The organism is Streptosporangium sp. NPDC049644, from assembly GCF_040675205.1.
In the GTDB taxonomy this organism is placed as follows: Bacteria; Actinomycetota; Actinomycetes; order Streptosporangiales; family Streptosporangiaceae; genus Streptosporangium; species Streptosporangium fukuiense.
Map to the genome: position 1 here is coordinate 1 of NZ_JBFAOJ010000122.1, position 24,207 is coordinate 24,207.

The 24,207-nt window shown below is 69.0% G+C and carries 19 protein-coding genes and 3 pseudogenes; 13 read left to right on the top strand and 9 right to left on the bottom strand.

The features are described 5' to 3' along the window. On the bottom strand, window positions 1–224 hold a 224-nt coding region (locus tag AB0J58_RS39390), incomplete at its 3' end, for a transposase (RefSeq protein ID WP_364225573.1). Window positions 225–612: 388 nt separating this feature from the next. On the opposite strand from AB0J58_RS39390, the pseudogene AB0J58_RS39395 reads away from it, so the two are divergent. Beyond that, a pseudogene (locus AB0J58_RS39395) lies at window positions 613–1,026 on the top strand (nitroreductase family deazaflavin-dependent oxidoreductase). A gap of 40 nt (window positions 1,027–1,066) precedes the next feature. Here the strand turns inward: AB0J58_RS39395 and AB0J58_RS39400 are convergent. After that, entirely contained in the window at window positions 1,067–2,383 is a 1,317-nt protein-coding gene (locus tag AB0J58_RS39400) for an NAD(P)/FAD-dependent oxidoreductase (RefSeq protein ID WP_364225576.1), read from the bottom strand. 136 nt (window positions 2,384–2,519) lie between these two features. Between AB0J58_RS39400 and AB0J58_RS39405 the strand changes: the two genes are divergently transcribed. From AB0J58_RS39405 to AB0J58_RS39425, 5 genes and pseudogenes are all read left to right on the top strand, one after another. Continuing rightward, window positions 2,520–3,119: a TetR/AcrR family transcriptional regulator gene (locus AB0J58_RS39405; RefSeq protein WP_343969567.1), complete on the top strand. Its 600-nt coding sequence runs from the start codon at window positions 2,520–2,522 to the stop codon at window positions 3,117–3,119. Window positions 3,120–3,226: 107 nt separating this feature from the next. Continuing rightward, a complete protein-coding gene (locus AB0J58_RS39410) occupies window positions 3,227–5,044 on the top strand; it encodes an FAD-dependent oxidoreductase (protein ID WP_364225579.1) in 1,818 nt (605 codons plus the stop codon). Window positions 5,045–5,495: 451 nt separating this feature from the next. After that, window positions 5,496–7,109: a long-chain-fatty-acid--CoA ligase gene (locus tag AB0J58_RS39415; RefSeq protein ID WP_364225582.1), complete on the top strand. Its 1,614-nt coding sequence runs from the start codon at window positions 5,496–5,498 to the stop codon at window positions 7,107–7,109. Between the two features lie 69 nt (window positions 7,110–7,178). After that, window positions 7,179–7,504: pseudogene (locus tag AB0J58_RS39420) on the top strand (transposase); the annotation flags it as partial. Next, window positions 7,505–8,161 (top strand): IS5 family transposase, encoded by a 657-nt coding sequence (locus AB0J58_RS39425; protein WP_364225621.1) that lies wholly within the window; start codon window positions 7,505–7,507, stop codon window positions 8,159–8,161. Window positions 8,162–8,187: 26 nt separating this feature from the next. Here AB0J58_RS39425 and AB0J58_RS39430 read toward each other — a convergent pair whose 3' ends face one another. From AB0J58_RS39430 to AB0J58_RS39445, 4 genes are all read right to left on the bottom strand, one after another. Next, window positions 8,188–8,475, bottom strand: a complete 288-nt coding sequence (locus AB0J58_RS39430) for an LLM class flavin-dependent oxidoreductase (protein WP_364225585.1) — start codon at window positions 8,473–8,475, stop codon at window positions 8,188–8,190. A 59-nt stretch (window positions 8,476–8,534) separates the two neighbouring features. Next, window positions 8,535–9,194, bottom strand: a complete 660-nt coding sequence (locus AB0J58_RS39435) for a DsbA family oxidoreductase (protein ID WP_364225587.1) — start codon at window positions 9,192–9,194, stop codon at window positions 8,535–8,537. 97 nt (window positions 9,195–9,291) lie between these two features. Further along, on the bottom strand, window positions 9,292–9,654 hold the full coding sequence (locus AB0J58_RS39440) for an antibiotic biosynthesis monooxygenase (RefSeq protein ID WP_364225590.1): 363 nt from the start codon (window positions 9,652–9,654) through the stop codon (window positions 9,292–9,294). A 417-nt stretch (window positions 9,655–10,071) separates the two neighbouring features. Further along, window positions 10,072–14,106, bottom strand: a complete 4,035-nt coding sequence (locus tag AB0J58_RS39445) for an AAA family ATPase (RefSeq protein ID WP_364225592.1) — start codon at window positions 14,104–14,106, stop codon at window positions 10,072–10,074. Window positions 14,107–14,400: 294 nt separating this feature from the next. Here AB0J58_RS39445 and AB0J58_RS39450 point away from each other — a divergent pair, with 294 nt between their 5' ends. The 5 genes and pseudogenes from AB0J58_RS39450 to AB0J58_RS39470 all read left to right on the top strand — a co-directional run bounded on the left by AB0J58_RS39450 (window position 14,401) and on the right by AB0J58_RS39470 (window position 19,026). Continuing rightward, on the top strand, window positions 14,401–14,934 hold the full coding sequence (locus tag AB0J58_RS39450) for a hypothetical protein (RefSeq protein ID WP_364225595.1): 534 nt from the start codon (window positions 14,401–14,403) through the stop codon (window positions 14,932–14,934). A 500-nt stretch (window positions 14,935–15,434) separates the two neighbouring features. Beyond that, window positions 15,435–15,806 carry a hypothetical protein gene (locus AB0J58_RS39455; RefSeq protein ID WP_364225598.1) on the top strand — a complete coding sequence of 124 codons (372 nt, stop codon included), beginning with the start codon at window positions 15,435–15,437 and terminating at the stop codon, window positions 15,804–15,806. A 789-nt stretch (window positions 15,807–16,595) separates the two neighbouring features. Next, window positions 16,596–17,222 carry a nuclease-related domain-containing protein gene (locus AB0J58_RS39460; protein WP_364225601.1) on the top strand — a complete coding sequence of 209 codons (627 nt, stop codon included), beginning with the start codon at window positions 16,596–16,598 and terminating at the stop codon, window positions 17,220–17,222. A gap of 332 nt (window positions 17,223–17,554) precedes the next feature. Beyond that, window positions 17,555–17,913, top strand: a pseudogene (locus tag AB0J58_RS39465) (IS5/IS1182 family transposase); the annotation flags it as partial. Window positions 17,914–18,156: 243 nt separating this feature from the next. Continuing rightward, entirely contained in the window at window positions 18,157–19,026 is an 870-nt protein-coding gene (locus AB0J58_RS39470) for an AraC family transcriptional regulator (RefSeq protein ID WP_364225604.1), read from the top strand. Here AB0J58_RS39470 and AB0J58_RS39475 read toward each other — a convergent pair. Further along, the gene (locus tag AB0J58_RS39475) at window positions 19,010–19,753 is read right to left on the bottom strand and encodes an SDR family oxidoreductase (protein WP_364225607.1); all 744 of its coding nucleotides are present in this window, start codon (window positions 19,751–19,753) and stop codon (window positions 19,010–19,012) included. The two genes, AB0J58_RS39470 and AB0J58_RS39475, sit on opposite strands and share 17 nt — an antisense overlap. Further along, window positions 19,750–20,640, bottom strand: coding sequence for an NAD(P)-dependent oxidoreductase (locus AB0J58_RS39480; RefSeq protein ID WP_364225610.1), 891 nt, complete (start codon window positions 20,638–20,640; stop codon window positions 19,750–19,752). The genes AB0J58_RS39475 and AB0J58_RS39480 overlap by 4 nt, the downstream gene beginning before the upstream one ends. A 194-nt stretch (window positions 20,641–20,834) precedes the next feature. Here AB0J58_RS39480 and AB0J58_RS39485 point away from each other — a divergent pair, with 194 nt between their 5' ends. After that, the gene (locus AB0J58_RS39485; RefSeq protein ID WP_364225613.1) at window positions 20,835–21,200 is read left to right on the top strand and encodes a nuclear transport factor 2 family protein; all 366 of its coding nucleotides are present in this window, start codon (window positions 20,835–20,837) and stop codon (window positions 21,198–21,200) included. Window positions 21,201–21,269: 69 nt separating this feature from the next. Here AB0J58_RS39485 and AB0J58_RS39490 read toward each other — a convergent pair whose 3' ends face one another. Then, on the bottom strand, window positions 21,270–21,815 hold the full coding sequence (locus AB0J58_RS39490) for a MarR family transcriptional regulator (RefSeq protein WP_364225616.1): 546 nt from the start codon (window positions 21,813–21,815) through the stop codon (window positions 21,270–21,272). Between the two features lie 94 nt (window positions 21,816–21,909). On the opposite strand from AB0J58_RS39490, the gene AB0J58_RS39495 reads away from it, so the two are divergent. Further along, a partial coding sequence (locus AB0J58_RS39495; RefSeq protein ID WP_364225618.1) for a methylmalonyl-CoA mutase family protein occupies window positions 21,910–24,207 on the top strand: 2,298 nt, incomplete at its 3' end.

Sequence of the window (24,207 nt, forward strand, 5' to 3'; positions counted from 1 at the left end):
CGGCGCCAGCAGGTCATGCCCGAACCGAACCCGAGTTCCTGCGGCAGGAACTCCCACGGGAGCGCGGTGTAGAGCACGAACAAAATCCCGCACAATGCCTTGCGGTCATCGAGCCGCCTACGCCCTGGGTACCGGTAGCGGCGCTCCACCTTCGGCAGCAACGGCTCGATCCGCTCCCACAGCTCATCCGAGACGATCCAGGGCAGCTGCTCACCCTTCCTCATACCAGGTACAACAATCGATGACCTGCAAAGATGCCGCTCAGATTATTCTGTTAGGGCTTCTAATTGCCGCCGGTCGACGTCTGGCGTCGTTATCCAGTGCCGAACACGCAGGTCGCGGAGATCGAAAACGAATTGGGCAACGGAGTCCTGAAGGCCGGAGCACTGGCCCGCATTCTGGTAGCGCAACCGCACGTCGTCTCCCGCTCTTCGAGTTCCGGGCACCGTCATGCGCGCCCTGGGCTTCCGCACCGCGTCAGACGTCAGCGGCGGCCCGCGTGCGGCGAGAGGCGTAGCGGTCGCTCGGTACCGCGCGTATCACCGCCATCCACCATCACCGCAGTCACTGCGGATCCACGTACTTTTTCCGGAGACAGAAAACCGTATGCCCATGTCTTTCCACCAATCGGTCATCGAGGAGTTCCGCGCCAACGGAGGGAAGGTCGGTGGCCCCTTCGAAGGCGGGGATCTCCTGCTGCTGACGACCACCGGCGCGAAGTCGGGGACGGAGCGGACCACTCCTCTCGGCTACGTCCGCCACGGCGATTCGCTGCTGATCGTCGGTTCCAACCTCGGTGCCCCCTCCCACCCCGGCTGATACCACAACCTGCTCGCCCATCCCGTGGTACGGGTGGAGGTCGGCACCGAGACCTTCGAGGCACTCGCGGTTCCCGCCGAAGGGGCGCGACGCGAGGAACTGTTCGGGCATGTCGTACGGGCGGCGCCCGGATACGACGACTACCAGGTCCAGGCCACCCGGCCCCTGCCTGTCGTGGTGCTGGAGCATGCCGGCAGCACCGCCTGACGGAGCGTCGGGGAGGGCGTGTCGTGAGCGCTCGGCCGGTTCAGGCCAGCAGCCGTTTCGCCTCTCCCCGGTTCTGGGCCAGTTCGCGCACCGCGCTGCCCACTCCTGCCAGCACCGCCGTACGCTCGGCGGGGTTGTGCCGCAGCGCGCGCACGGCCGCGCGGGCCAGGCCGTTCACGGCCAGGGTCTCCCGCGGATCCCGTATCCGGGAGTACACCTCCAACAGGCCGCGCACTCCTCTCGGCCCCCCGATCAGCGCCCGCAGCAGTTCGAACTGCACGTGCGCCAGACCGTCACCCCGCCCGAGCAGGTTCGTCCAGTGGTAGGTGTGCACGCACTGCTCGTCCCGCTTCCGCTCCCAGGCCCGCGTCGCCCGGTCGAGCGCGACCGGGTCGTCCAGGACAGCGGCGGTCTCGCCCAGGAGCCGCCCGAATCGTACGGCGTCACGGATGCCCTGCGCCGTGACCGGGTCCTTGAAGTGCCCCGCGTCTCCGACCAGGACCCAGCCCGGCCCTGACGAGCGGCGGAAGTAGGACGGGTGCTCCGCGGAGCTGACGATCTTCGTAGCCCGGGTGCAGCCCTCCAGGCGCGCGGCCAGCCCCGGCACCAACCCGACGGTCCGGTCGAACTCCGCCTCCAGGTTGCCCCGGAAGTCGGCGACCCGCTCCACCGGCGGCATCAGCAGCACCATCGCCAGTCCCCCGTCGCACGGGAAGGCGTTGCCCAGCTCGTAGCCCGTCAGCCACATCGCGGCGGTGGATCGCCACTCGTCGCGAGGGTCCTCGTAGTAGGCGTAGTAGCAGGCCCTGCCGTTGGCGTGGGTGATGCGTGGGTGTTCGGCCCCGACCAGGCGCGCGACGGTCGAGCGGCGGCCGTCCGCGCCGACGACCAGGTGGGCGCGGATCTCGTACTCCTGGCCCTTGGGGTCGCGGACCCGTACACCGACGGCCCGGTCCCTCTCCCAGAGCAGGTCGATGACGCGGTGCCCCTCCCGGATCTCCGCTCCGCTCTCGCGGGCCGTCTCGACGAGGGCCGTGTCCAGGGCGGCGCGCCGGGCGCACATCCCGTAGTCGATCCCGTCAACGGGGGTGTAGCCGCCCCCCGCGTCGAGGCCCGGGCCGCCGACGTGCGCGCGGGAGAGCCGGGGGGCGCCGGCCTTCTCGACGCGTTCCAGGGCACCGACCCGGGCCAACTCGGCGACGCCGCCGGCGAAGAGCAGGTGAGTGGAGACGGTCGTGCTGGGGAAGCGCGCCGGATCCACCGCGATCACCCGGCGCCCCTGCCTGGCCAGTGCCGTCGCGGCCGCGGATCCCGCGCAGCGCGCTCCGGCGATGACGACATCGGCGTGTTCGCTCATCGGACCTCCCGCAGACAGTCCGTCATAACCGACGAGGATGTCGGTTATGGGAACAGTAAGTCAGCACTGACCGACGAGTCAACGCCCCGCCGGAGGTAGTCTGCGGGACGTGGAGACCGAGGAACCGAAAAAGCGCATGCGGGGATCAGTTCGGCGCGCGCATATCACCGAGGCGGCCCTGACCGTCTTCGCGGCCCGGGGCTACCACGCCACCGCGATGGAGGAGATCGCGACGGCGGCAGGGGTGACCCGCTCGGTCCTGTACGACCACTTCCCGTCCAAGCGGGTCTTGCTGATCACGGTTCTGCAGGAGCAGAACGCGCTGCTGGTGGAGCACATCGGTGCCCGCATCACCGGATCTGGATCCCCCGGCCAGCGACTGCGCGCCACCCTGGACGCGTACTTCAGCTTCGCCGAGCACCGCCCCATGGCCCGCCGCCTGCTGTTCGACCACACCGACGAGAACGACCCCGAGATCAAGGCGGTCCGCTGGGGCATCCGGGAGACCCGGACGCGGGCGGTCGCCGTGATGCTCGCGCGCGACCTGAGCCGTCTCGGATTCGACGCGGAGACCGAGATCGCCCAGGCGGTGGTCGAGTTGCTGCTCTCCAGCACGGACGGCCTGGCCCAGTGGTGGGCGCGGCATCCGTCGGTGCCACGCGAGGAACTGGTCAACGCGGCCATGCGCGTCCTGTGGAACGGGCTGTCCCAGGTGACCGAGCCCGATCCTCGCTAGCGCCCCTGTTTCGCTTTGCGCACATTTCAGTCTTGACAGACGTTGGCAGTGCGTTCATTGTTCCGCCTAGCTGAACCAACAGAGGTGTCGGTTAGCTTGGAGGATCGATGGAAGAGCAAGAAAGCCGAGACGGCAGTCGAGGCACACTCGGCCGGCGTCGGTTCGTCACGGGCGCGATGGCCGCCGCGGCCGCCGCGACGGTCGGGCCACTGGTGGGCGCGCCGGGAGCCAGGGCGGCCGCCCCCTCCTTGCTGACCGCGTCGGTCACGGGCAAGCGAGTAGCGATCTTCGGCGCCGGGATGGGCGGACTGAGCGCCGCCCAGGAGTTGGCCGAGCGCGGTTTCCAGGTCACCGTCTATGAGCGCAAGTCCCTCGGCGGCAAATCCAGGAGCATCCCGGTGCCGGGGACCGCCGCGGGCGGGCGCCGGAATCTGCCCGGTGAGCACGGCTTCCGCTTCTTCCCCGGCTTCTACCAGAATCTCCCCGACACGATGAGCCGCATCCCGTTCGGCAACGGCAACACCAGGGACAGCCTCGTCAACGCGCAACTGGAGGTGATCGCCTACAAGGGCCAGCAGCTCCGCATCCCGGTGCCCGGCAGCCTCGGTGGAGTGCTCACCCCGGATTCGCTCAGGGACTACCTGATGACCGCCCTCAGCGCCGTCAGAACGGTCCCGCTGCTGCAGATCGAGTTCTTCGTCTCCAAGATCATCGCGTTCGCCACCAGCGGCCCCCGACGGCGCCTGGGCCAGTGGGAGAACATGGCGTTCTCCGACTTCATCAAGGCGAGCGCGATGTCGGAGGACTACCGGGAACTGCTGGTGAAGATGTTCACCGCCTCCCTGGTGGCCGCCCAGCCGGACAAGGCCAACACCCGCACCATGGGGCTGATGTTCGAGGCGCTCGCCTTCAGCGCGATCGGCCTCGGCCCGTACGGCCCGCCCGACCGGGTGCTCAACGGCCCGTCGAACGAGGTGTGGATCGACCCCTGGATCAGCCATCTCACCGGGCTCGGCGTCGAGTTCAAGGTCGGCTGGACCGCCACCGGGTTCACCCACAGCGGTGGCCGCATCACCGGCGCGCAGGTGACCGACCCTACCGGGGCCGCCGGGACCGTCACCGCCGACCACTATGTGGCGGCCCTGCCCGTCGAGAGGTTGCAGCCCCTGCTGACGACCTCGATGAAGAGCGCCGACTCCTCACTGGCCCGGCTCTCGAACCTCGAGACGGACTGGATGAACGGCGTGATGATCTATCTGAGGGAGCCCCGCCCGATCGCACTGGGACACCTCATCTACGCGGGCAGCCCGTGGGCGCTCACCTCGATCAGCCAGGCCCAGTTCTGGAAGAACGACTTCGCCGGGACGTACGGAGACGGCACGGTCACCGACTGCCTCTCCCTCGACCTGTCGGACTGGAACACCCCGGGCATCCTGTTCGGGAAGACCGCCAAACAGTGCACCCGGCCGCAGATCGTGCAGGAGGTCCTCGCGCAGGTGCGCGCCGCCCTGCCAGGCGGCGCGGCGCTGCTGCCCGACTCGCTCGTGCACTCCTGGTTCGTCGACCCGGCGATCACCGGCGAGGCCACGTCCGCCGTGGCCAACGACGAGCCGTTGCTCATCAACACCCCCAGTTCCTGGAGCAACCGCCCCAAGGCCACGACCAATATCCCCAACTTCTACCTCGCCGCGGACTTCGTCCGTAACAGCATCAACCTCGCCACCATGGAGGGTGCCAACGAGGCGGGACGAATGGCGGCGAACGCCATTCTGGACGCCGCCGGATCGTCGGCGGCCAAGGCGACGCTGTACGAGCTCTACCTGCCCCCCGAGTTCAACGCGCTCTACGCCCTCGACGACACCCGCTACGCGCTGGGCCTGCCCAACAAGTTCGACCTGTTCTCCCCGTACTGGCCAGGGCACTGATCAGCGGCGATCGGAGCCCGGCCGCCCGGTCCGGCTCCAGGAGCCGGCTCCCTCCTGACGCCCACGGTGCGCACCGCGCGGGACAGGACGAATTCACGCTCGCCGAGGCGACGCACACCCGTCGACCGCGCGGGTCGCCGGCCCCAACGCCCACCGCGCCCACGCCTGCGCCTCGGCGGGCGACCGACCCATCGCCGACCGACGGAACGGCTCCCTGCCGGAAGGCGTTTCCGCCGGTCGCGACGGTGGCGTTGGAGCCGGCGTCGATCTCCGTCGCACACCGGAGGGAGCCCGGTAAGTGCGTCTTGACAGAACAATCATCCAATAGCAGATTGGGCGGCCAGTCCCGATCTCCCCCTTCCCCCGCAGGTCCGGTAACGGTTCGCCCGCCATCTCCTCGGCGGGCCGGCGCGAAAACCGGACCGCCCTGTTCGTCACTGACGGAGGAATCTTGTCTTCCACCCGGAACACCGACTCCCGCTTCCCGCATACGCCCGTGACGCTGCCCGGCGGCGGCCTCAACTGGCTGGATCAGGTCGCCCGCCACGCCCGGCACATCCCCGACCGGGTCGCACTGCGCTTCGAGGGAGTCTCCACCACCTGGGCGGAACTCCACCGGCGGGTGCTGGCGCTGGCGGCGGGCCTGGCCGCCGAGGGCGTGGGACGGGGCGATCGGGTGGCGATCCTGATGACCAACCGGCCGGAGTACGTGGAGGCGGTGCTCGCGATCAACCTGCTGGGCGCGCTCGCGGTCCCGCTGAACTTCCGGCTCACCGCCGATGAGATCACCTTCATCCTGAAGGACAGCGGCTCCGTCGCGCTGATCGCCGACCAGGCTCTCGCCCCGGCCGTGGCGGCGGTGCGCGGCACACTCTCGTCCCCGGCGACGTGTGTGGTCGTCGGCGCGGACCCGGCCCAGGCCGGGCCGGAAACCCTGAACTACGCCGATCTGGCCGGCGCGTCCGCCGCGGAACCACCCGCCGCCGACATCGACGAGCGCTGGCCCGCGCTGATCATGTACACCTCCGGGACGACGGGGCACCCGAAGGGCGCCGTGCTGTCGCACCTGAACCTGGCCGGGCAGTCCGGCACGCTGATCCGGTACTGGCGGCTGCATCTCGACGACGACGTGAACCTGTGCGCCTCGCCGATGTTCCACATCGCCGCGCTCGGCACGATCGCGCCGTCCATCGCGACCGGCGGCACCACCGTCATCGTGCCGAGCAAGCAGTTCGATCCCGACGACCTGCTGCGGACCGTGGAGAGCGAGCGGGTCACCCACCTATTCCTGGTCCCGGCGCAGTGGCAGCAGGTCATCGCCCATCCGGGGGCGCCCGCCCTCGCCACCCGCCTGCGCGCCATGTCCTGGGGGGCCGCACCGGCGAGCGTCACCCTGCTGCAGGCCATGGCCGACACCTTCCCCGGAGTCCCCAACGTCGCGGTCTTCGGCCAGACCGAGATGTCACCGGTCACCTGCGCCCTCGAGGGCGAGGACGCGCTGCGGAAGATCGGTTCGGTCGGCCGTCCCGTCCCGGCGGTGAGCGTCCGCGTGGTGGACGAGGAGATGCGCGACGTCGCGCCCGGTGAGGTCGGCGAGATCGTGTACCGCGGTCCCACCCTGATGTCGGGGTACTGGAACAATCCCGAGGCCACCGCCGAGGCGTTCGCCGGAGGCTGGTTCCACTCCGGAGACCTGGTCCGCGCCGACGAGGAGGGCTTCGTCTACGTCGTCGACCGCAAGAAAGACATGATCATCTCGGGTGGTGAGAACATCTACTGCGCCGAGGTCGAGAACGTGCTGGCCGGGCATCCGGCGGTGGCCGACGTCGCGATCGTCGGCGCGCCGCACCCGCGCTGGGGGGAGACCCCGGTCGCCGTGGTGGTCCCGGCCGACCCGCTCGCCCCGCCCACCCTGGACGAGCTGACCGAGTGGTGCCAGAGCCGGCTGGCGTCCTACAAGAAGCCGACACGCCTGCAGGTCATGGAGGCACTGCCCCGCAATGCCTCGGGAAAGGTGCTCAAGCCGGTGCTCCGCCAGGCCGTCGGAACCACCCCGCCGGATTAGGGTCTGTACGGGGTTGAGATCAGCGGGATTCGCCTGCGCGGTGGTTTGCGGTCCTGGTAGGCCATCGCTATGGCGCGTGGAGATCTCACTGACGAGGAATGGTCCTTGATCGATCCTCATCCGCCCTTGGGTAAGCGAGGCCTGATCCCGGACCTGCGACAGCAGTTCAACGCGGTGATGTGGCGGTTTCGTACCGGCAGTCCGTGGCGGGATCTGCCTGAGGAGTAAGGCACCTGGTCCACCGTCTCCAACCGGTTTCGGTCGTGGGCCACGGCCGGTGTCTTCGAGCAGTTGATGCAGGCGGTGATCGCCGAGGACGCAGCCCGGGGCAGGCCGACCTTGAGCTGGTCGGCGTGGACTCCACCACGGCCCGCGCCCACCACCACGCCGCCGGAATGATCCTGGACGGCGAGGTGGTCAAGGCACTGGAAGAGGCTGCTGAACAGGAAAAGGGGCTGCGTCAAAGGGGCAAAACCCCCAGGACGGCGAACCCGGCGAAGACCGGGACGGGGACGAACCCCGGCGGTTACGACTGCGGCGCCGAATACGGCCGAAGGTGGCCGGGCTGGGCCGCTCTCGGGGGGCTGACCAGCAAGGTCCACCTGTCGGCCGACCGGCGATGCCGTCCGCTGTCCTTCGTCCTGACCCCGGGCCAAGCCGGCGACAGCCCACAGTTTCGCACCGTCCTGGCCCGGATCAAGATCCGCTTGCCCGCCGGTCGTCCGCGCACCCGCCCGGCCGCGGTGGCCGCCGACAAGGCCTACTCCTCTCACGGCAACCGCCTCTATCTGCGCAGGCGCCGTATCAAGGCCCTCATCCCCGAAAAGACTGACCAGGCAGCCAACCGCAAGAACCGCGGCTCCCGTGGCGGCCGCCCGGTCAGCCATGATGCAGAGCTCTACAAGCAGCGCAACACGGCCGAACAATGCATCAACCGGATCAAAGAGTGGCGTGCTCTGGCCTTCCGCCCCGACAAGACCCCCGAAAGCTACCTCGCGGGTCTTCATCTACGCGGAGCCATCTTGTGGATCCGAAGCCTTCAACCCACCTGAAGATCCGAAGTCTATACAGGCCCTAGCTACAGGCGGCCGGGCCCGGCGAGCTGGTCCAGTGTTGTGACGGCCTTGGCGAACAGGGCGTGGTTGGTGCGCAAGGACGCGAGGAGCACGCTGGTCAAGAGCCGGATGCGCGAGGTGGCGCCCGCCGCGGCGGCCAAAGTGATCAAAGGCCCCGGCGTCGACCAGGCCAGACGATCACTGACGCCGAGGGTGGAAAAGCCGCGCGCTTCGGCGCGGCGTGCCCACTCCACCAAGGTTGTGCCGTCGGTCCACCAAGCATGACCGGGCAACCCGATACCGATGTCCATCGCAGATGCGATTCCTTCCAGAAAGAGCTCGTGGGTACAGGGCGTGACCGGAGCACCCGTCACCCGGGCCGGTCAAGCGTGGCCGGGGCGGTGTGCGAGCCGGTCGGATTGTGCTCCAGCAGCCGCTGCAGTTCGGCGACAGGCTGGACTCCCGAGACCGGCGGGCGGCCATCGATCACCAGGCTCGGAACGCCGGTGACGCCGTGCTCGGCCGCGCGGCGCCGGTCGGCGCGCACCTGTCCGGCGTACTCGTCACCGGCCAGGACGGCGCGCACCTCATCGCCGTCCAGCCCGGCCTCACCGCCCAGGCGCTGCAGGACCTGCGCATCGGCCACGTTGAGACCCTCGGTGTGGTATGCGTGCAGCAGCAGCTCCATCATCTGATCGGCCCGGCCGCGGTCGGCGGCCAGCTTGCTCAGCCGGTGCGCGTCGAAGGTGTTCACCGGGCGGGCCAGATGCAGGTTCAGCTCCAGGCCTTCCACTGCACCCAGCGACCGGATCCGCGCGATGCGGGCGGGCACCTGCTCGCCCCACCAGCCGGCCATGGCCTCGGCAGCGGTCGGGCCGGGAATCCGGCCTTCCTCCGGCGCGAGCTCGTAGCTGCGCCAGATCATCTCAACGCGGTCGCGGCCGGTATGCGCGGCCAATGCGGTGGTCAGGCGTCTTTTACCGATGTAGCACCAGGGACACAGCACATCGGCGTATATCTCAAGCTTCATGAAACGTCCTGCACAGTGATCGTGGTTGATCGAGGGTGGTTGGCCTCAGCCGGCGGCATGGGCGGGCGCAGCCGCCCGCCGCCGGCGGTTCGGGTGGTCAGGCATCCCGGCGCTGGGGCCCGGGACCGACTTCCCGAACGACGGTGTAGGTAGGCACTCCGGTCATGCGTGGTTCGGCCTTGCCGGAAAGGCTCTCCAGCGCCTTGCCGATGGCGGCCGTCCGGCCATCGGTGTCGGAATCCTCCACTAAGTGGCGGTAGTCTGCCTCGCTCGCCCAGTGCACGATGTTGTACACGCGGGTGCCGTCGGTGCTCACGTGGAAACGGGCCGAGCGGTACCCGGGGTAGAAACGCACCCACCGCTCCTGAATCTCCGCGAAGGCCTCCACAAGCTCACGCTGCGTGTCAAAGCCATCGACGGTGTAGTCAATGATCGAATAGAAACCGGAATCCGTGCTCAAGGAACACACTCCTTAAGGTCGGCTGTGGGCGGGCCCCGGCCGCCCATCGTGCAATCTCAACCGCGGTTGAGGTCAAACACACCCCTGGCATGGAGGCGTAACCGCCCCTGCCCTACTTCCGGAACGCGGCAATTACGGCATCGGCATCGCCGAGACACTGCGCACCCGGGTCCGCCGGGCACAGATCGACGAGGGCTGCCGCCCCGGCCACGCCACCGATGAATCCGGCGGGACTTCACCGCAACCCGGCCGAATGCCGCCTGAGTGGCCGGCTCCACCCACGTGGCCGCCTGATGCGGAGTGTCCGAGGCGGCCGCGGCTTGAAGCCGTCTTGGACGTCGGTGGTGGGGAGGGGCGAGCGACGGCCGCAGGCGTGCGCAGCGCGGGGCGCCGCAGGGTGCCTGGATCGAAGCCGGATCAGCGGCACACCGGGATGTAGGCCTCACCAGGGACGTACAGCTCCCACTCGGCAGCGGTGATGGGCCGTTGGGCAAGTCCGCAGACTGCTTTGAGCAGGTCGGGCGGCCGGGCGATATCCCACTGGCGGATCGTGCCGTCGTAGCCGGCGCTGACCAGCGCCTGCCCGTCCGGGGTGAAGGCGACGCCGACGACGTCCTGGTCGTGGCCGATCAGAGGGCGGCCGATCTGCTGCTGGGTGGCCACGTCCCACAGCCGAATGGTGGCGTCCTGGCCCGCGCCGGCGATCAGGTCACCCTCCGGAGCGAAGGCGAGGCTCCGCACGATGCCGGCATGGCCGACGAGCGGCTGGCCGACCTGACGGCGGGTCTCCATGTCCCACAGCCGGATCGTCCGATCAGCGCCTGCGGTGGCCAGCAACGTGCCTTCCGCGTTGAAGGCCAAGTCCGCCACATTGGCGCGGTGACCATGCAGCACGGCGATCCGCTGATGGCTTGCGGTATCCCACAACCAGACCGTCCCGTCGGCCATGCCGACCGCCAGGAGGCGCCCATCCGGGCTGAACGCCACGGACACACCTGCTGCGTCCGCGAGCGCGGCGCCGATCTGGCGGTGGCGGCGAACGTCCCAGAACCGCAGGGTGCCATCGATACCGGAGCTGGCAAGCAGGCCGCCGTCGAAGCTGAAGTCCAGGGCGAACACCAAAGCCGTGGAGAATTCGGGGTTCTCAGTGTGGCCGAGCAGCGGCAGGCCATTTCGCCGTTGGGTGGGCACGTCCCACAGCTGGATGGTTCCGTCGGTCTCGCCGATTGCCAGGGTCTTTCCGTCGGGGCCGAACACTACGGGGCCGCTGTAGCCCAACTCCGCTTTGGCGATGAGGTCGCCGAACCGCCGCCGCGCGGTCACATCCCAGAGGCGGCCGCCGGTGACGCTGGAGGTCGCGACGGTGCGTCCGTCGGGGGCCAGGTACATCGCGTGGATCGTCTCACCGCCCTTCTGGGTGAGCGGCCGACCGACCTGGCGCCCAGTGGCAAGATCCCAGATGCGCACGGTGCCCTCTTCACCCGCACTGGCCAGGATGCGGCCGTCGGCGGAGACGGCGAGGTCGAGGGCAGGGCCGATGTGGCCGATGAACGGCACGCTCACCTGGCGGCGGGCGCGGGTGTCGTACAGGACGATCACATTGCCTTCGCCCACGGTGACCAGCGTCGTGCCGTCGGGGGTAAGCGCCAGCGACAGCCCGGCTCTGGTGATGGGCTCGCCGACTTGCTTGCTGGTGGCGAGGTCCCAGAACCGTATGGTTTCGTCGCTGTCCACACTGATCAAAGTGGTGCCGTCGGGGGTGAAGGCGATCCGCCACGCCGCGACGTTGCCGCTACTGGAGACCATAAGCGGGCTAAGGTTGGAACCGTCTGCGACGTTCCACAGGCGAATCGCGCCGTCGGTGTCCGCGATGGCCAGGGATCCGCCGTCGGGGCTGAACGCCAGGTCCTCGACGGAAGGAGTCGGAAACGTGGCGAGCTGCTCCCGCGTGGCCAGGTCCCACACATGGACCTCCCCGTCTGCCTCAGCGGCCAGCCTGGTCCCGTCGGGGCTGATGTCGAGCGCGGAGAAAACCTCGGTCCCGGCGTCGAAATCGGTGTCGAAGACAAGTGGTTCACCGGACAGGCGCTGGGTTGCGACATCCCAGAGGCGTACCCCGCCACTGCTGAAATCTTCTGTCATGACCTCGCTCGCCACGACGAGCAGGCTGCCGTCGCGGGTGAAGGCGAGGTCATTGACGAGTTCCTCCGGGCTGGTCATCGGTCTGCCGACCGCACGGCCTGTGGCCATGTCCCACAGCCGGACCGTGCCGTCGTCGCCACCTCCTGCCACTATTCCGCCCTTGGGACTGATGGCGACTGCGTTGACGCGCCCGGTGTGCCCGGTGAAGACGGCCCGAGCAGGGGCCAGCGTGGTCGTGATCAGGGCACGCCGGGCCTCGGGGGTGGGGGCGATGCTCCAGGCTGTGGCGGCCAACAATCGTGACACGGCCGGGTCGGTATCGGTGAAAATCTCGGCACGCTGTGCGAGTTCGCGCGAGCGGGTGACGTGCTCCCGGTCGGTGGCTTCCCTGGCCTGGTCGATCGCGAGGATCCCGCTCGTCAGGGATGCCACGAGCAGGACCACCAATGCGGCGACGGCCGCTCTGCGAACATGGGCACCCCTGGTCGCGGCCCGTCCGGAGGCCCGCAGGAACGCCCGGGTTACCTCCGTTAACTCTGCGCCAAACGTGGAGGCGTACTCCCAGCGCGACGACGCCTCCGTCAGCCCGGCGAGCCGAGTGCCCCGGTAGAGGAACGCCGGATCACGGCCGTGCCGCAGCCATTCGCGCGCGTCGTCGTCGAGTTGCTGCCGAACTAGGAGAGTCGCGCGGTCGGTCTGGATCCAGGCACGCAGCTGTGGCCAGGCATGGGTCAGGGCTTCGTGGGTGATCTCGGCTCTGTCCTCGTCGACAGAAACCAGGCGGGCACGGACGAAGCGGTCCAGGACCTTGCGCGCGATGCCGTGATCCGGCGAGGCCGGCGGGGGGAACAGGTCGGCCAGGAGAACGTGACGACGCGTGTCTTCGGTGCCTTCGCCCAGCCGTATGAGGCGGGGAAGCATGCGCCGGGCGATCCGACGACCGGCCAGATCGAGACTCTCCAGCGTGGCGTCGGCGGTCTGGGCCAGCGATCGGGCGATCCCGCCGGTGGCGCGGTAGCCGGACAACGTGAGGGTCTGGCCTTCGCGGTGCTGCCAGGTGGAGAGCAGGGCATGGGAGAGCAGCGGAAGGACGCCGCCCGCCCTGGCCGATCGATCCGCACCACCGGGGCCGAGGTCCTCCAGCAGGAGATCCACCAGTCCGTCCTGGAGGGTGAGCCCGGCCAGGCGGGCGGGGCCTTCGATGGCCTCTCGCAGATCGTCAGAGCCCATCGGACCGACGATCAGCGGGTGTTCCAATGACTTGAGAAGCTGAGGGTGGGCGGCGCAGTGCCCGTAGAAGTCGGCGCGCATGCCCAAGACCACCACTGCGGGGGCGTCCTCGGCGGGGGCGGCGCACAGAGCGTCCAGCGCCTGGAGGAACAGCCGACGTTGCTGCTCATCAGGGCACAGAGTGAAAAGTTCCTCAAACTGGTCGACAATGACGAACAGGCGAACAGCGTGCGCTGATCCAGCGCGACCGGACGCCTGGCGCAGCGCCGCCCGCAGGTGCGCCGGGTCGGCCAGAGCCTGGGGCGCGAGCCCGCCCGCGGATGCCTCCACCGTCAAAGCGGCGAGATGTTTGGCCAGTTCGGTCACCGGGTCGGCCCCGGGGGTCAAGTACAGGACGCGAGCGCGCGTCCCGGCGTTATCGGACGGCTGGTTCTCGGTGGTCAGCGCGGAGGTCAGCCCGGCACGCAGCAGGGACGACTTTCCCGACCCTGACGGGCCAGTCACCATCAGAGGCCCGGATGAGGTCACTTTCTCGGCGACCCGGTCGAGCAGATCACCGATGAGCCGTACCCGCCCGAAGTAGAACGGAGCATCCTCTGGGCCGAACGCTTCAAGACCTCGATACGGACAAATCCCACCGGAGTCCCCGTCTGAAGTACCGGCCTCGTCCGCGAAGTCGCCCGATGCCGGTCGCATCGACCGCAGGCGGCCGGCCGCCTCGGCGGCCGATCGGTTGATGCTGCGTGCTCCGGCCATCCGCAGCAGCAGGTCGCGGTAGGCGGCGTCCCACGCCTGCCGGTCCCCCAGGTCTGCGGGTAGTGATCGGCCGGATTCCTCGGCGATGCGCAGGCAGGTGTCGACGAAGGCTTCGAAATGTTCCTGTTCTGGGCGCACTGGCCGAGTCCGGCTGATCATCCCGGCGATGGTGCTGCGTTTCAGTCGCAACGGGGCCTGGCCGCCGCGTCGTCGGGGCGTGCGAGCGCTGGCGATCTCCAGGTCGCGGACGGAGACATCGGCAGCGTCCTTCAGGGCCCGTAGCCGCTCGGCGAACCCTGGCCGCGGGTCCGATTCCTCACTCACCTGAGCGCCTCGCCCGATCCAGCTTCGGCTCCCTTGTGCCGGTGTCCGGCGGTGCCGGACACCTTCGCGGTCTGAAGTATAGATCGCTACCTGCCGCTTAGCGACGTCCGATCGGATTCGTCCGCCAGCATCGCCGGACATAGGCCGGTCCGGAGACCGTGATGAGGCAAGCGCTCCTCCGCCTGACGGCTGACCCCCTCCCGGCGGCCGGCCGCACCCACCAGGCACACCAGTGGGCGCGAGACCGACCGGCGAGCACAGGCTCGACCGGACCACCTCACCAAGGAGAAGACCATGAAACGCGTCGCCCTCGGAATGGCCGTACTCACGACCGCCGCCGGACTCACCATCACCGCTCCGGCCGCCACCACCACCACCGCGACGACCACGGCGGTCACCAACGGCAACTACGGCGCAAATGCGCAGATCAGCATTAACCGTGACGTCAGGTTCAAAGGAGGGACCCCGGTAGGCGGCTGGACGTCGCTGACTCTGTTCAGCGACGGCACCTACAGGTGGTCCGGCCACATCCGCGACTCGGGTGCTCCCAGCTACAACTTCAGCGGTGTCTGCACCGTCCGCTTCTCCTCCGGCGGGACCTTCGCCTTCAAGACCTCTGGCCGACTCCACGGGACGTTCGAGTCGGGGTCCCGCAACCACGACTGGAACAAGTCCGGCCGGATCCCAGAAATCGTCCAGGCATGGCGCACGTCCCCGACCTACAAGTGGAACTGCAACAACAGTGTCAAGCTCAACCTCTCCGCGGTGCTTGACGCGGCGCTCCAAGTCGTCGGTGCGACTGCCACGGTCATCTCGATCGTCGCTTGAGCGAACCTGATCAGCGAGAGCCACCTGAGCGGGCGGCCCTGAGGAGTGTGTCGAACCCGCGCACACTCACCAGGGCCGCCTGGGCGCAGGCTCGGCCAACGCAGAGCCCGACGCAAGCGGGTGCCCCGCCCTTCCGGCCGCGGCACCCGCTCTGTTCGGCGTCTTACAAGTTTGTGCCGGCATGGACGGTTCGGATATCCGGGCGATGGAGTGCCGTGGCCGCCCTTCCATCGACGTCTGATGCGCCGCCTCCCCGGCTTGGGCCCCGACCGCCGGCCCATAAGGGGGATACGCATTACCGGAAATATCTTGACACGACTAATATAGGGGTGACAGCTTTATTTGTGAAGTTCGTTTCCTTTAGGATGACGAGAGGGCAAGTGGAGCATCTTTCGCGTATACGCCACAAGAGCGGCATCGTAGGAGGTAGGCCATTCTCGACCCTTATCGCCGCCGCTATTGGAACAACTGTCCTGTTATCTACAACACCCGCTGCCGCCATGCCGACCAACACGCGTCCGCTACTGGGAAACGCCACAAACATAAACGTCCCTTATACGTTCAGGGTCGCCAGCTTTGTAAGTGGTGGATCGTCGAGCTGCACTATATGGAACCAGGACGGCAACGCCACGGCCAGCCAGGTGACGTGGAGCTGCAACGCAGGATCGTCGTTCCTCGATGAGGACGGATTTACCTTCACCAATGTTCCTACCGGCGGTTACTATGTCCGCTTCAACACCCCCAGTCAGCCGTCCGCGCCGTATCACTGGGTAACGAACGGTAAGTACACCAGGATCCATGATTACAACTCGGCTGCCTGCCGCTGGGAGAGCGGCGTGGAGCGGTACGACGCGTATTGCACCGTGACGTAGTGGCAAAGCGCCCCCAGGGTGGCGCTTCGGTTGCAGCCACCCCGAATGGCACTGTCTGATCAGGGAGGGTGCAACTGCCCTGGTGGCGCTGTTGCGTTCCGCGGACCGGCCTAGCTTGACCTTTAACCTGTACGTCGCGGACGAGGGTTGGCCGAGGCCGATCGATCGCGCCACTCGCAGTAGCCCGATCGGGACACCTCCAGCCAGGCTCACATATTGACGATCGCGTGGTGGGCCTTCTCCGCATCGGTCAGCTCGAACTCGGCGAGCGTCATCGATTCTCGGCCGCGAAGAAGGCGGCCGCTTTTTCAAGAACGCCAGTTTCTCGTGCAGCTCGGCGTTCTACCGCTCCAGTTCGCGGACCCGCGCCCGCTCCGGCCCGGTGGCCCAACGGCGCCGCCGCTGCCGTGGGCTTGCTCACCCACCTGCTCGACCGCCACCGCGACAAGCAACAACCGGCCTGAACCGATTCGGCCTCCCGGGGACGGTGCGGGCCGGGACCGGCCCAAAAGCCGCAGCCCGGTCCGCGATCGAGCGGCTCATCATCCTCGTCGTCGGGCAGGTCGACTCAGGGGTGTGTTTGCCGGCGGTACTGCGTACCGTGAGGGGGTTCCCTCGCGCCAGGCTCCGCTCCCCCCGCCCGGAGGTCGCACGATGGCCACTCCCTCGTCCCCGCTTTCACCTCGTCCTGCCCGACCGGCCGGGGCCGGCGCCTCGGCTCACGCGCAGTACCGCGCGGCCTGGGCTGAGGGACGCACTCGGCGCCTGATCCAACAGGCTGCGCTCGCCGTGACGGTCTTCGCCGTGGTGACGTGGCTGTGGGGCTGGTGGGCGGGCCTGGCCGCCACGGCGCTCGTCGCTGGGATCGACGCGCTCACCCGGTGGCGAAAGCACGAGGCGGTGAGAACCTGGCGCAAAGGCGCCGCGGGTGAGCGACGGACGGCTCGCATGCTGCGCCCTTTGAGCAGGCACGGCTACACGGTGTTGCACGATCGGGCCTTGCCCTATGGGAAGGCGAATGTGGATCACCTGGTGATCGGGCCTGGCGGCCTGTTCGTCGTAGACACGAAGAACTGGGACAAGCGCAAGCGCATCACCCGGCGGGGTCGCCGCGGGTACGTGCGCGTCGGGCGGACCTCGGGCGACAAGGTGGTGGGCTCGGTGATCTACGAGGCGGGCAGGGTCTCGGAGACGCTGAGCAGAACGCTCAAACGACCGGTGGAGGTCGCACCGGTGGTGGCGATCCACGGGGCCGCGGTACCGCTGCTGCGCGTCATGCGGGTCTCAGGGGTGCCATTCCTGCGGGCCTCCCAGGTGCCGGGCTGGATCTCTCGGCAAAACGCGGTGCTCAGCGTGGCTGAGGTCACCGAACTGAGCGCGGCGGCCGAGAAGCTGTTCCCGCCCTACGTCGAGTAACGCCACTGACCGACCGCTGCCCCGAAGGCGGAGCGCCCAATGCCCCGACCGACACCGCACAACCCCTGGGATCGTTTCTTCGACCCCGCCGAAAAACCGCGCGGACCGCGACTGGCCGCCGTGGCCTCGGCGCTGGACAATCTCACTGGCCAGGACGACCTGGACCGGGTCGTCGCGGGCCGTGCTCGGCAGGCGGCGCATTGCTCAGCTCGCCGAGCGCCGCATTGCCGTCAAGCCCAGCCGATGCCCCTGCTATCTACGCGATTCGCGAGGCAAGCTGCACCGCCGCTGGCATCGCGAGGAGGACCCGGGGCTGTGCTACTCCCTGGACCCGTATCAAGGTCCGCCCCCCTGTCGGCCGCCCACGCACCCGCCCAGGCGCGGTGGCCGCCGACAAGGCTTACTTCTCCCACGCCGACCGCACCTATCCGCGCCGACGCCACATCCAGGCCGTCATCCCGGAGAAGGCCGACCAGGCGGCCAGCCGCAAAAACACGGCTCTCGCGGTGGCCGCCCGGTCAGTCACGATCCCGAGCTCTACAAACAGCGCGATACAGCCGAACGCCGCATCAGCCAGATCAAGGAGTGGCGCGGGCCGGCCTTCCGCTTCGACAAGACCCCTGAAAGTCACCTCGCCGGTCTCTATCTCCGTGAAGCCCTTTTGTGGATCCGAAGCCTTCAACCCACCTAAAGATCCGAAGTCCGCACAAGCCCTAGCAGGCCGCCCCTTCGGGCGCGCGATCGTCGGTCTTCCCCGCCTTCCCCGGACCAGGCGGCCGTGACGACTCACCTGCCGGGCCGACCCTGCAGGTGAGTCCTTCCAGGTCGCGCGTGCTGAGACCACGTCCGCACGCCCCACGAGGTCGAGCTGCTCACCCGCGTGTGCGGCCGCGCGCGACGCGACGTGCCCTACGAGGCGGGTAGCTTCGTGGAGATGCAACGGAAGCCGAATCTCCAAGCCCTGTGCCGGCGCCTGCCGGCAGGTGGGAACCCGCCCGGGCATCGGCTGCGGTTCGGCTCCGGCGCCGAGGGGATCGAACGGCTCGAGGCGTCGCTGGTCGGTGAGGCGTTCTCACCACACCGCCACGACACGTACGCGATCGGGATGACACTGCGGGGTGTGCAGACCTTCCGCTACCGCGGTGAGCTGCGGCACTGCCTGCCCGGAGAGTGGCACATCCTGCACCCCGACGAAACCCATGACGGCGCGGCGGGTACCGACGAGGGATTCGGCTACCGGATCATCTACATCGACCCTTTCCTCGTCCAGGAGGCGCTGGGTGGAAGACCGCTCCCCTTCGTCGCCGATCCTGTCGTCAGGCATCGCGACGTGCATCCGTCCCTTCTGGCGTCACTGGCGGACATCGACGAGCCGTTGGGCGACCTCGAACGTCTCGAGGTCGCGCTCCTGGTCGCGGGGATGCTGGAGAGGCACTCTTCCGCGCCGTCGAGGAGGCGGGCACCGCTCGCCCTGGAGCCGCTGTCGCGCGTGCGGGACCTCATCGCCGACAATCCGGCGGTCAGGCACACGGTCGAGGAGTTCGAGGACGTCTCGGGCCTGGACCGCTGGACGATCGCGCGTCAGTTCCGGGCCGCGTTCGGCACCAGTCCGACCCGTTTCCGCACCATGCGGCAACTGGACCGGTCACGCCGGATGCTGGCGGGCGGCGTGCCGTTGTGCGACGCCGCACTGGGCGCGGGATTCGCCGATCAGAGCCACATGACGCGGATGTTCAAACGGGCCTACGGCCTCACGCCGGCGAGGTGGGTCGCCGCGCTCGCCGGTGTCACAGCCCACCCGTGACGTCGAGGACGGCACCGGTGACGTAGGACGCCTTGCCCGACATCAGCCACGAGACCGCCTCGGCGATCTCCTCCGGCCTGCCCGGTCGTCCCCAGGGGATGCGCCCCGCGACGCGCCGGGCTCGTCCCGGCTCCCCCGCGCGAGCGTGGATGGTGGTGTCGACCGTTCCCGGCGAGACGGCGTTGACCCGGATGCCGTCCGGGGCGAGTTCCTTGGCCAGGCCGATCGTCAGCGTCTCGAGCGCCGCCTTGGTCGCGGCGTACGCGACGTACTCGTGTGGCGATCCGGTACGGGCGGCGACCGAGGAGACGTTGACGATCGCCGCCCCCGGCGCCCGCCCCGCCCAGTGCCGCGCGGCCTCGCGGCACAGCCGGACGGGCGCCACGAGGTTCACGTCGACGACGCGCCGCAGATCGGCGTCGGTCAGGCCGGTGAAGGGGCCGATCCTGCCGGTGACCCCGGCGTTGTTCACCAGGCCCGCCACCTCGCCGAAGGACCCGGCGAGGTGGAACAGCCGCTGGGGAGCGTCCTCCTCGGTGACGTCGACACGAAAACCACGGACGGGGACGTCAGCGCCGTCGAGGGCGGCTTCCAGCGTCCGGGCGTCGTCGTCGGAGTTCGAATGCGTGAAGACGACACCGAGCCCGTCCGCGCGCAACCGTTCGACGATGCTCCTGCCGATTCCCCGCGTTCCGCCGGTGACGATCACGATCGGCTGTGTGGTCATTCCTGTGCTCCCTGGGTCGATCCGGTCCTGGCCTCGATCGCGCGGACGACGGTCACCATGTCCGAGTGATGATGCCCCAGCGCGAGCGTCTCGCCGAACAAGGCGTGGCAGACGTCCAGCAGCGGCGAGGCCAGGCCGGCCTTCCGTGCCGCCTCGGCGATGAGCCGGTTGTTCATCAGCACGTCGGCGACCGACGCCTGAGCGCCGAAGTCGCGCTCGACCAGCTTGAGCGCCTTCACCCGCGAGACACCGCTGGCCATCGGGCCGGAATCGAGCACGTCCAGGAGCAGGCGCAGGTCGAGGCCGTGGCGGTCGGCGAAATGCACGGCCTCCGCCAGGCCGGTCACCATGGTGATCAAAAACAGGTTGACCGACAGCTTCATCAGCAACGCGGAGGGAACCGGCCCGCACACCACCGTCTCGTGGCACATCGGCCGGAACAGCGGGCGAACCTCCTCGATGGCCGCGAGCCGGCCTGCCAGCATCGCCACGAGCCGCCCGGCCTTGGCGGGATCACGCGATCCTGAGACCGGGGCCTCGACATAACCGCCCCCGGCGGCGAGGATGTCGGCCTCCAGTCCCGCGGAGTGGTCGGGTGAGGTCGTCCCCGTGTGGACGATGACGCGCCGCGCGACGTTCGCCTCGAACCGGTCTGTCCCGCGCCCCAGCACGGAGTCGATCGCGGCGCCGTCGGCCAGCATGAGGAACACGACGCGCACCCGCCGGAACACCTCGGCGGGACTCGTCACCACCTTCGCGCCGGCCGCCCGCAGCGTCTCGCTCCTGCCGGCGGTACGACTCCAGACCACGAGGGGCGTCCCCGCGCGAACCAGGTTGAGGGCCATGGGCTCTCCCATGAGCCCCAGACCGATGAAACCGATCTCCATCCATCCCACCTCCGGCCATCTCCGCTGCGAGCAACGTTCTAGGCCAAGGCGCCGCCGACGGTCTTGAACGATTGTGCCGCCGGAGCCCGGATCCATATCTGAAACTTCTGGCTACCAGCAGATTCATCTGTTGGACTTCTGATCGTCGAGCGGCCACGCTGGTGGGCACCGAGGTTCACCACTAGGAGGAATCCATGCCGGAGTACGAGAAGGCCATGCGGCCCGAAGACATCACCCGCCTGTTCGTCGAACGGTCCAACGCCGGTGACGCGGCCGGAGTCGCCGCGCTCTACGAGGAGGGCGCGGTGATGGCCTATCCGCCCGGCGGCCGGACGGTGGGCCGGGAGGCGATCCGCGCGCTGTGGGAGAAGGTGCTGACCGGCCGTCCCCGCTTCGAGCAGGAACAACCGCTGCCGACGCTGATCAGCGGCGACATCGCCCTCACCTCGACTCCGCCGAAGGACGGGAGCGGCGCCCGTGCGCAGGTCGTCCGGCGCCAGCCCGACGGCAGCTGGCTGCGCCTGCTCGACCAGCCCGAGTTCGTTCCCCCCACCCGCTGAGGGGAGGTCGAGCTCCCCGGGGGCGCGTCGGCGTCGCGCGCTCCAGGGTGGCCCGCTGGACGCCCCTGGCTACGGGTGCACGGGGAGGTCGCGCGGGCTCGTTCCGGCCTGGTCCGGCCGATGGACGTCGCCCAGGGCGGCGCGGACGTCACGGAGGTGGGCGGTGGTCTCGACGGCCTGGGCGCGGGTGAGATCGGCCAGGCCGAACGAGCTCTCGTTGAGCGCCTCGGTCGCCTGCCACGCCAGGGTCTGCCCGGCGGAGGTGATCCTGGCCAGGACCACGCGCCGGTCGTCGGGGGAGACCCGCCGTTCCACGAGCCCGCGCTGCTCCAGGCGGGTGACGACGTTGGTCACGGAGGCGGGGTGCACCATCAGCCGCTCCCCCATCTTTCCCATCGGCAGCGCCCCTCGCGCGAATGCCAGCAGTTGCAGCGCCTCGTAGGCGGCGAAGGTCAGGCCGTACGGCTTGAGGGTCTCCTCGATCCGGCTCAGCAGCAGTTGCTGCACCCGCATGACGGAGGTGACGGTGGCCATGTGGTCGGCATGTTCCGGCCAGCGAGCGTTCCACTGCCGGTGGGCTTCGGCGATGGAGTCGAAAAAGGGTGAACTAGGCACCGGCTCACGCTACTTGACCGGATCCCGATCACCTATGTACTTTAATGCCAAAATATTTGATGTCCAAGGATTTATTACCCTCCAGGAGAGTCCGGTGCCACGCTCCGACGACCGCTCCCGCGTCAACGGCTCGCTGCACGTTCCCGCCCACCCGGTGCGTTTCGTCACCGCCGCCGCGCTGTTCGACGGGCATGACGCGGCGATCAACATCATGCGGCGGATCCTGCAGGCGCAGGGAGCCGAAGTGATCCACCTGGGCCACAACCGCTCGGTGCGGGAAGTGGTCGACGCGGTCATGGAGGAGGACGCCCAAGGGGTGGCGGTCAGCTCCTACCAGGGCGGGCACATCGAGTACTTCGAATATCTCGCCTCGGCGCTCGGGCAGGCAGGGCTGGGACACGTCCAGATCTTCGGCGGCGGCGGTGGCGTCATCGTGCCGGAGGAGATCGCCCGGCTGGCCGAGTCGGGGGTGCGGATCTTCTCCCCCGAGGACGGCCAGCGGTTCGGTCTGCCGGGAATGATCAATCGGCTCATCCGTGAGTCGGACGTCGATCTCGCCGCGCGGCCGGTACCGGTCGAAAGCGTGCTGGCGGGTGAGCGGACGGCACTGGCACGCGTGATCACCTGCCTGCAGGGTGGGACACTGCCGGAGGCCGACCGGCGGGTGCTGGCGGACGCGGCCGCCGGTCGCCGGGTGCCGGTGCTCGGCATCACCGGCACCGGCGGGTCCGGCAAGTCCTCCCTCACCGACGAGCTGGTACGCCGGTTCCGCACCGACCAGCAGGACAAGCTCCGGGTGGCCGTGCTGGCGGTGGATCCGACCCGGCGCCGTGGCGGCGGCGCGCTGCTGGGCGACCGGATCCGGATGAACACCCTGGACGGCGACCGTGTCTTCTTCCGGTCCCTGGCCACCCGGGGCGCCCGCGAGCTGCCGGAGAACATCGGAGCGGTGATCGAGGCGTGCAAGGCCGCCGGATACGACCTGGTGATCTTGGAGACTCCGGGCATCGGCCAGGGCGACGCCGCGATCGTCCCCCTCGTCGACGTCGCGCTGTATGTGATGACGCCCGAGTTCGGCGCGGCCTCCCAGCTTGAGAAGATCGACATGCTGGACTTCGCCGACGTGGTGGCGATCAACAAGTTCGAACGGCGTGGCGCGGCCGACGCACTGCGCGACGTGTCCCGGCAGCTGATCCGCAACCGGGAGGCTTTCGGCGCCCGGCCCGAGGAGATGCCGGTGTTCGGTACCAGCGCGGCCACCTTCAACGACGACGGTGTCACCGCCCTGTACCAGCACCTGAGCGGTCTGCTGGCCCAAGGCGGCCTGCCGCTCCAGCCCGGTGTCCTGCCCGAGGTGAGCGGCCGCGCGTCCACCGGCGCGGCCCAGATCGTCCCACCGGGCAGGATCCGCTACCTCGCCGAGATCGCCGAGACCGTGCGCGGTTACCACGCCGAGACCGCCCGGCAGATCCAGGCCGCCCGGCGCCTGCAGCGGCTGACCGAGGTGGCGGCCGAGCTCACCGGACCGCCCGCCGCGGCCGTCGCCGAACTGGCCGAGACGGCCAGGGCCGACCTCGCACCGGCGAACGCCGAACTCATCGACGGCTGGCCGGCGGTCGTCGAGGCGTACTCGGGCCAGGAGCAGGTGGTGCGGGTCCGCGACCGGGAGTCGCGCACCAGGCTCACCCGCGAGTCGCTCTCGGGCAGCACGATTCCACGGGTGGCGCTGCCGCGCTACACCGACCACGGGGAACTGCTGCGCTTCCTGCGGAGCGAGAACCTGCCGGGCCGCTTCCCGTTCACGGCCGGGGTCTTCCCGTTCAAGCGCGAGGGCGAGGACCCGGCCCGGATGTTCGCCGGCGAGGGGGACGCCTTCCGCACCAACCGGCGCTTCAAGCTGCTGTCGGCCGACAGCGAGGCCACCCGGCTGTCCACCGCGTTCGACTCGGTCACCCTGTACGGCCGCGACCCCGGCCAGAGCCCCGACGTCTACGGCAAGGTCGGCACCTCCGGCGTGTCGATCGCGACCCTGGACGACATGAAGGCGCTCTACGACGGGTTCGACCTGTCCGCACCGGCCACGTCGGTGTCCATGACCATCAACGGCCCCGCCCCCACGATCCTGGCCTTCTTCCTCAACACCGCCATCGACCAGGCGCTCGATCGCCACCGCGACGCGCACGGGCGCGAGCCCTCGCCCGAGGAGGCCGCCGAGCTGCGCGCCCGGACACTGGCCACCGTGCGCGGCACCGTGCAGGCCGACATCCTCAAGGAGGACCAGGGCCAGAACACCTGCATCTTCTCCACCGAGTTCTCGCTCCGGATGATGGGCGACATCCAGGAGTGGTTCATCCACAACGGGGTGCGCAACTTCTACTCGGTGTCGATCTCC

Bases quoted from the DNA above. Each gene is read 5' to 3' on its own strand.
- AB0J58_RS39410 (WP_364225579.1), top strand. From the start codon at position 3,227: ATGGAAGAGCAAGAAAGCCGAGACGGCAGTCGAGGCACACTCGGCCGG.
- AB0J58_RS39485 (WP_364225613.1), top strand. From the start codon at position 20,835: ATGCCGGAGTACGAGAAGGCCATGCGGCCCGAAGACATCACCCGCCTG.
- AB0J58_RS39480 (WP_364225610.1), bottom strand. From the start codon at position 20,640: ATGGAGATCGGTTTCATCGGTCTGGGGCTCATGGGAGAGCCCATGGCC.
- AB0J58_RS39450 (WP_364225595.1), top strand. From the start codon at position 14,401: ATGAAACGCGTCGCCCTCGGAATGGCCGTACTCACGACCGCCGCCGGA.
- AB0J58_RS39430 (WP_364225585.1), bottom strand. From the start codon at position 8,475: ATGGACATCGGTATCGGGTTGCCCGGTCATGCTTGGTGGACCGACGGC.
- AB0J58_RS39435 (WP_364225587.1), bottom strand. From the start codon at position 9,194: ATGAAGCTTGAGATATACGCCGATGTGCTGTGTCCCTGGTGCTACATC.
- AB0J58_RS39455 (WP_364225598.1), top strand. From the start codon at position 15,435: ATGCCGACCAACACGCGTCCGCTACTGGGAAACGCCACAAACATAAAC.
- AB0J58_RS39405 (WP_343969567.1), top strand. From the start codon at position 2,520: ATGCGGGGATCAGTTCGGCGCGCGCATATCACCGAGGCGGCCCTGACC.
- AB0J58_RS39425 (WP_364225621.1), top strand. From the start codon at position 7,505: ATGATCCTGGACGGCGAGGTGGTCAAGGCACTGGAAGAGGCTGCTGAA.
- AB0J58_RS39400 (WP_364225576.1), bottom strand. From the start codon at position 2,383: ATGAGCGAACACGCCGATGTCGTCATCGCCGGAGCGCGCTGCGCGGGA.
- AB0J58_RS39470 (WP_364225604.1), top strand. From the start codon at position 18,157: ATGCAACGGAAGCCGAATCTCCAAGCCCTGTGCCGGCGCCTGCCGGCA.
- AB0J58_RS39475 (WP_364225607.1), bottom strand. From the start codon at position 19,753: ATGACCACACAGCCGATCGTGATCGTCACCGGCGGAACGCGGGGAATC.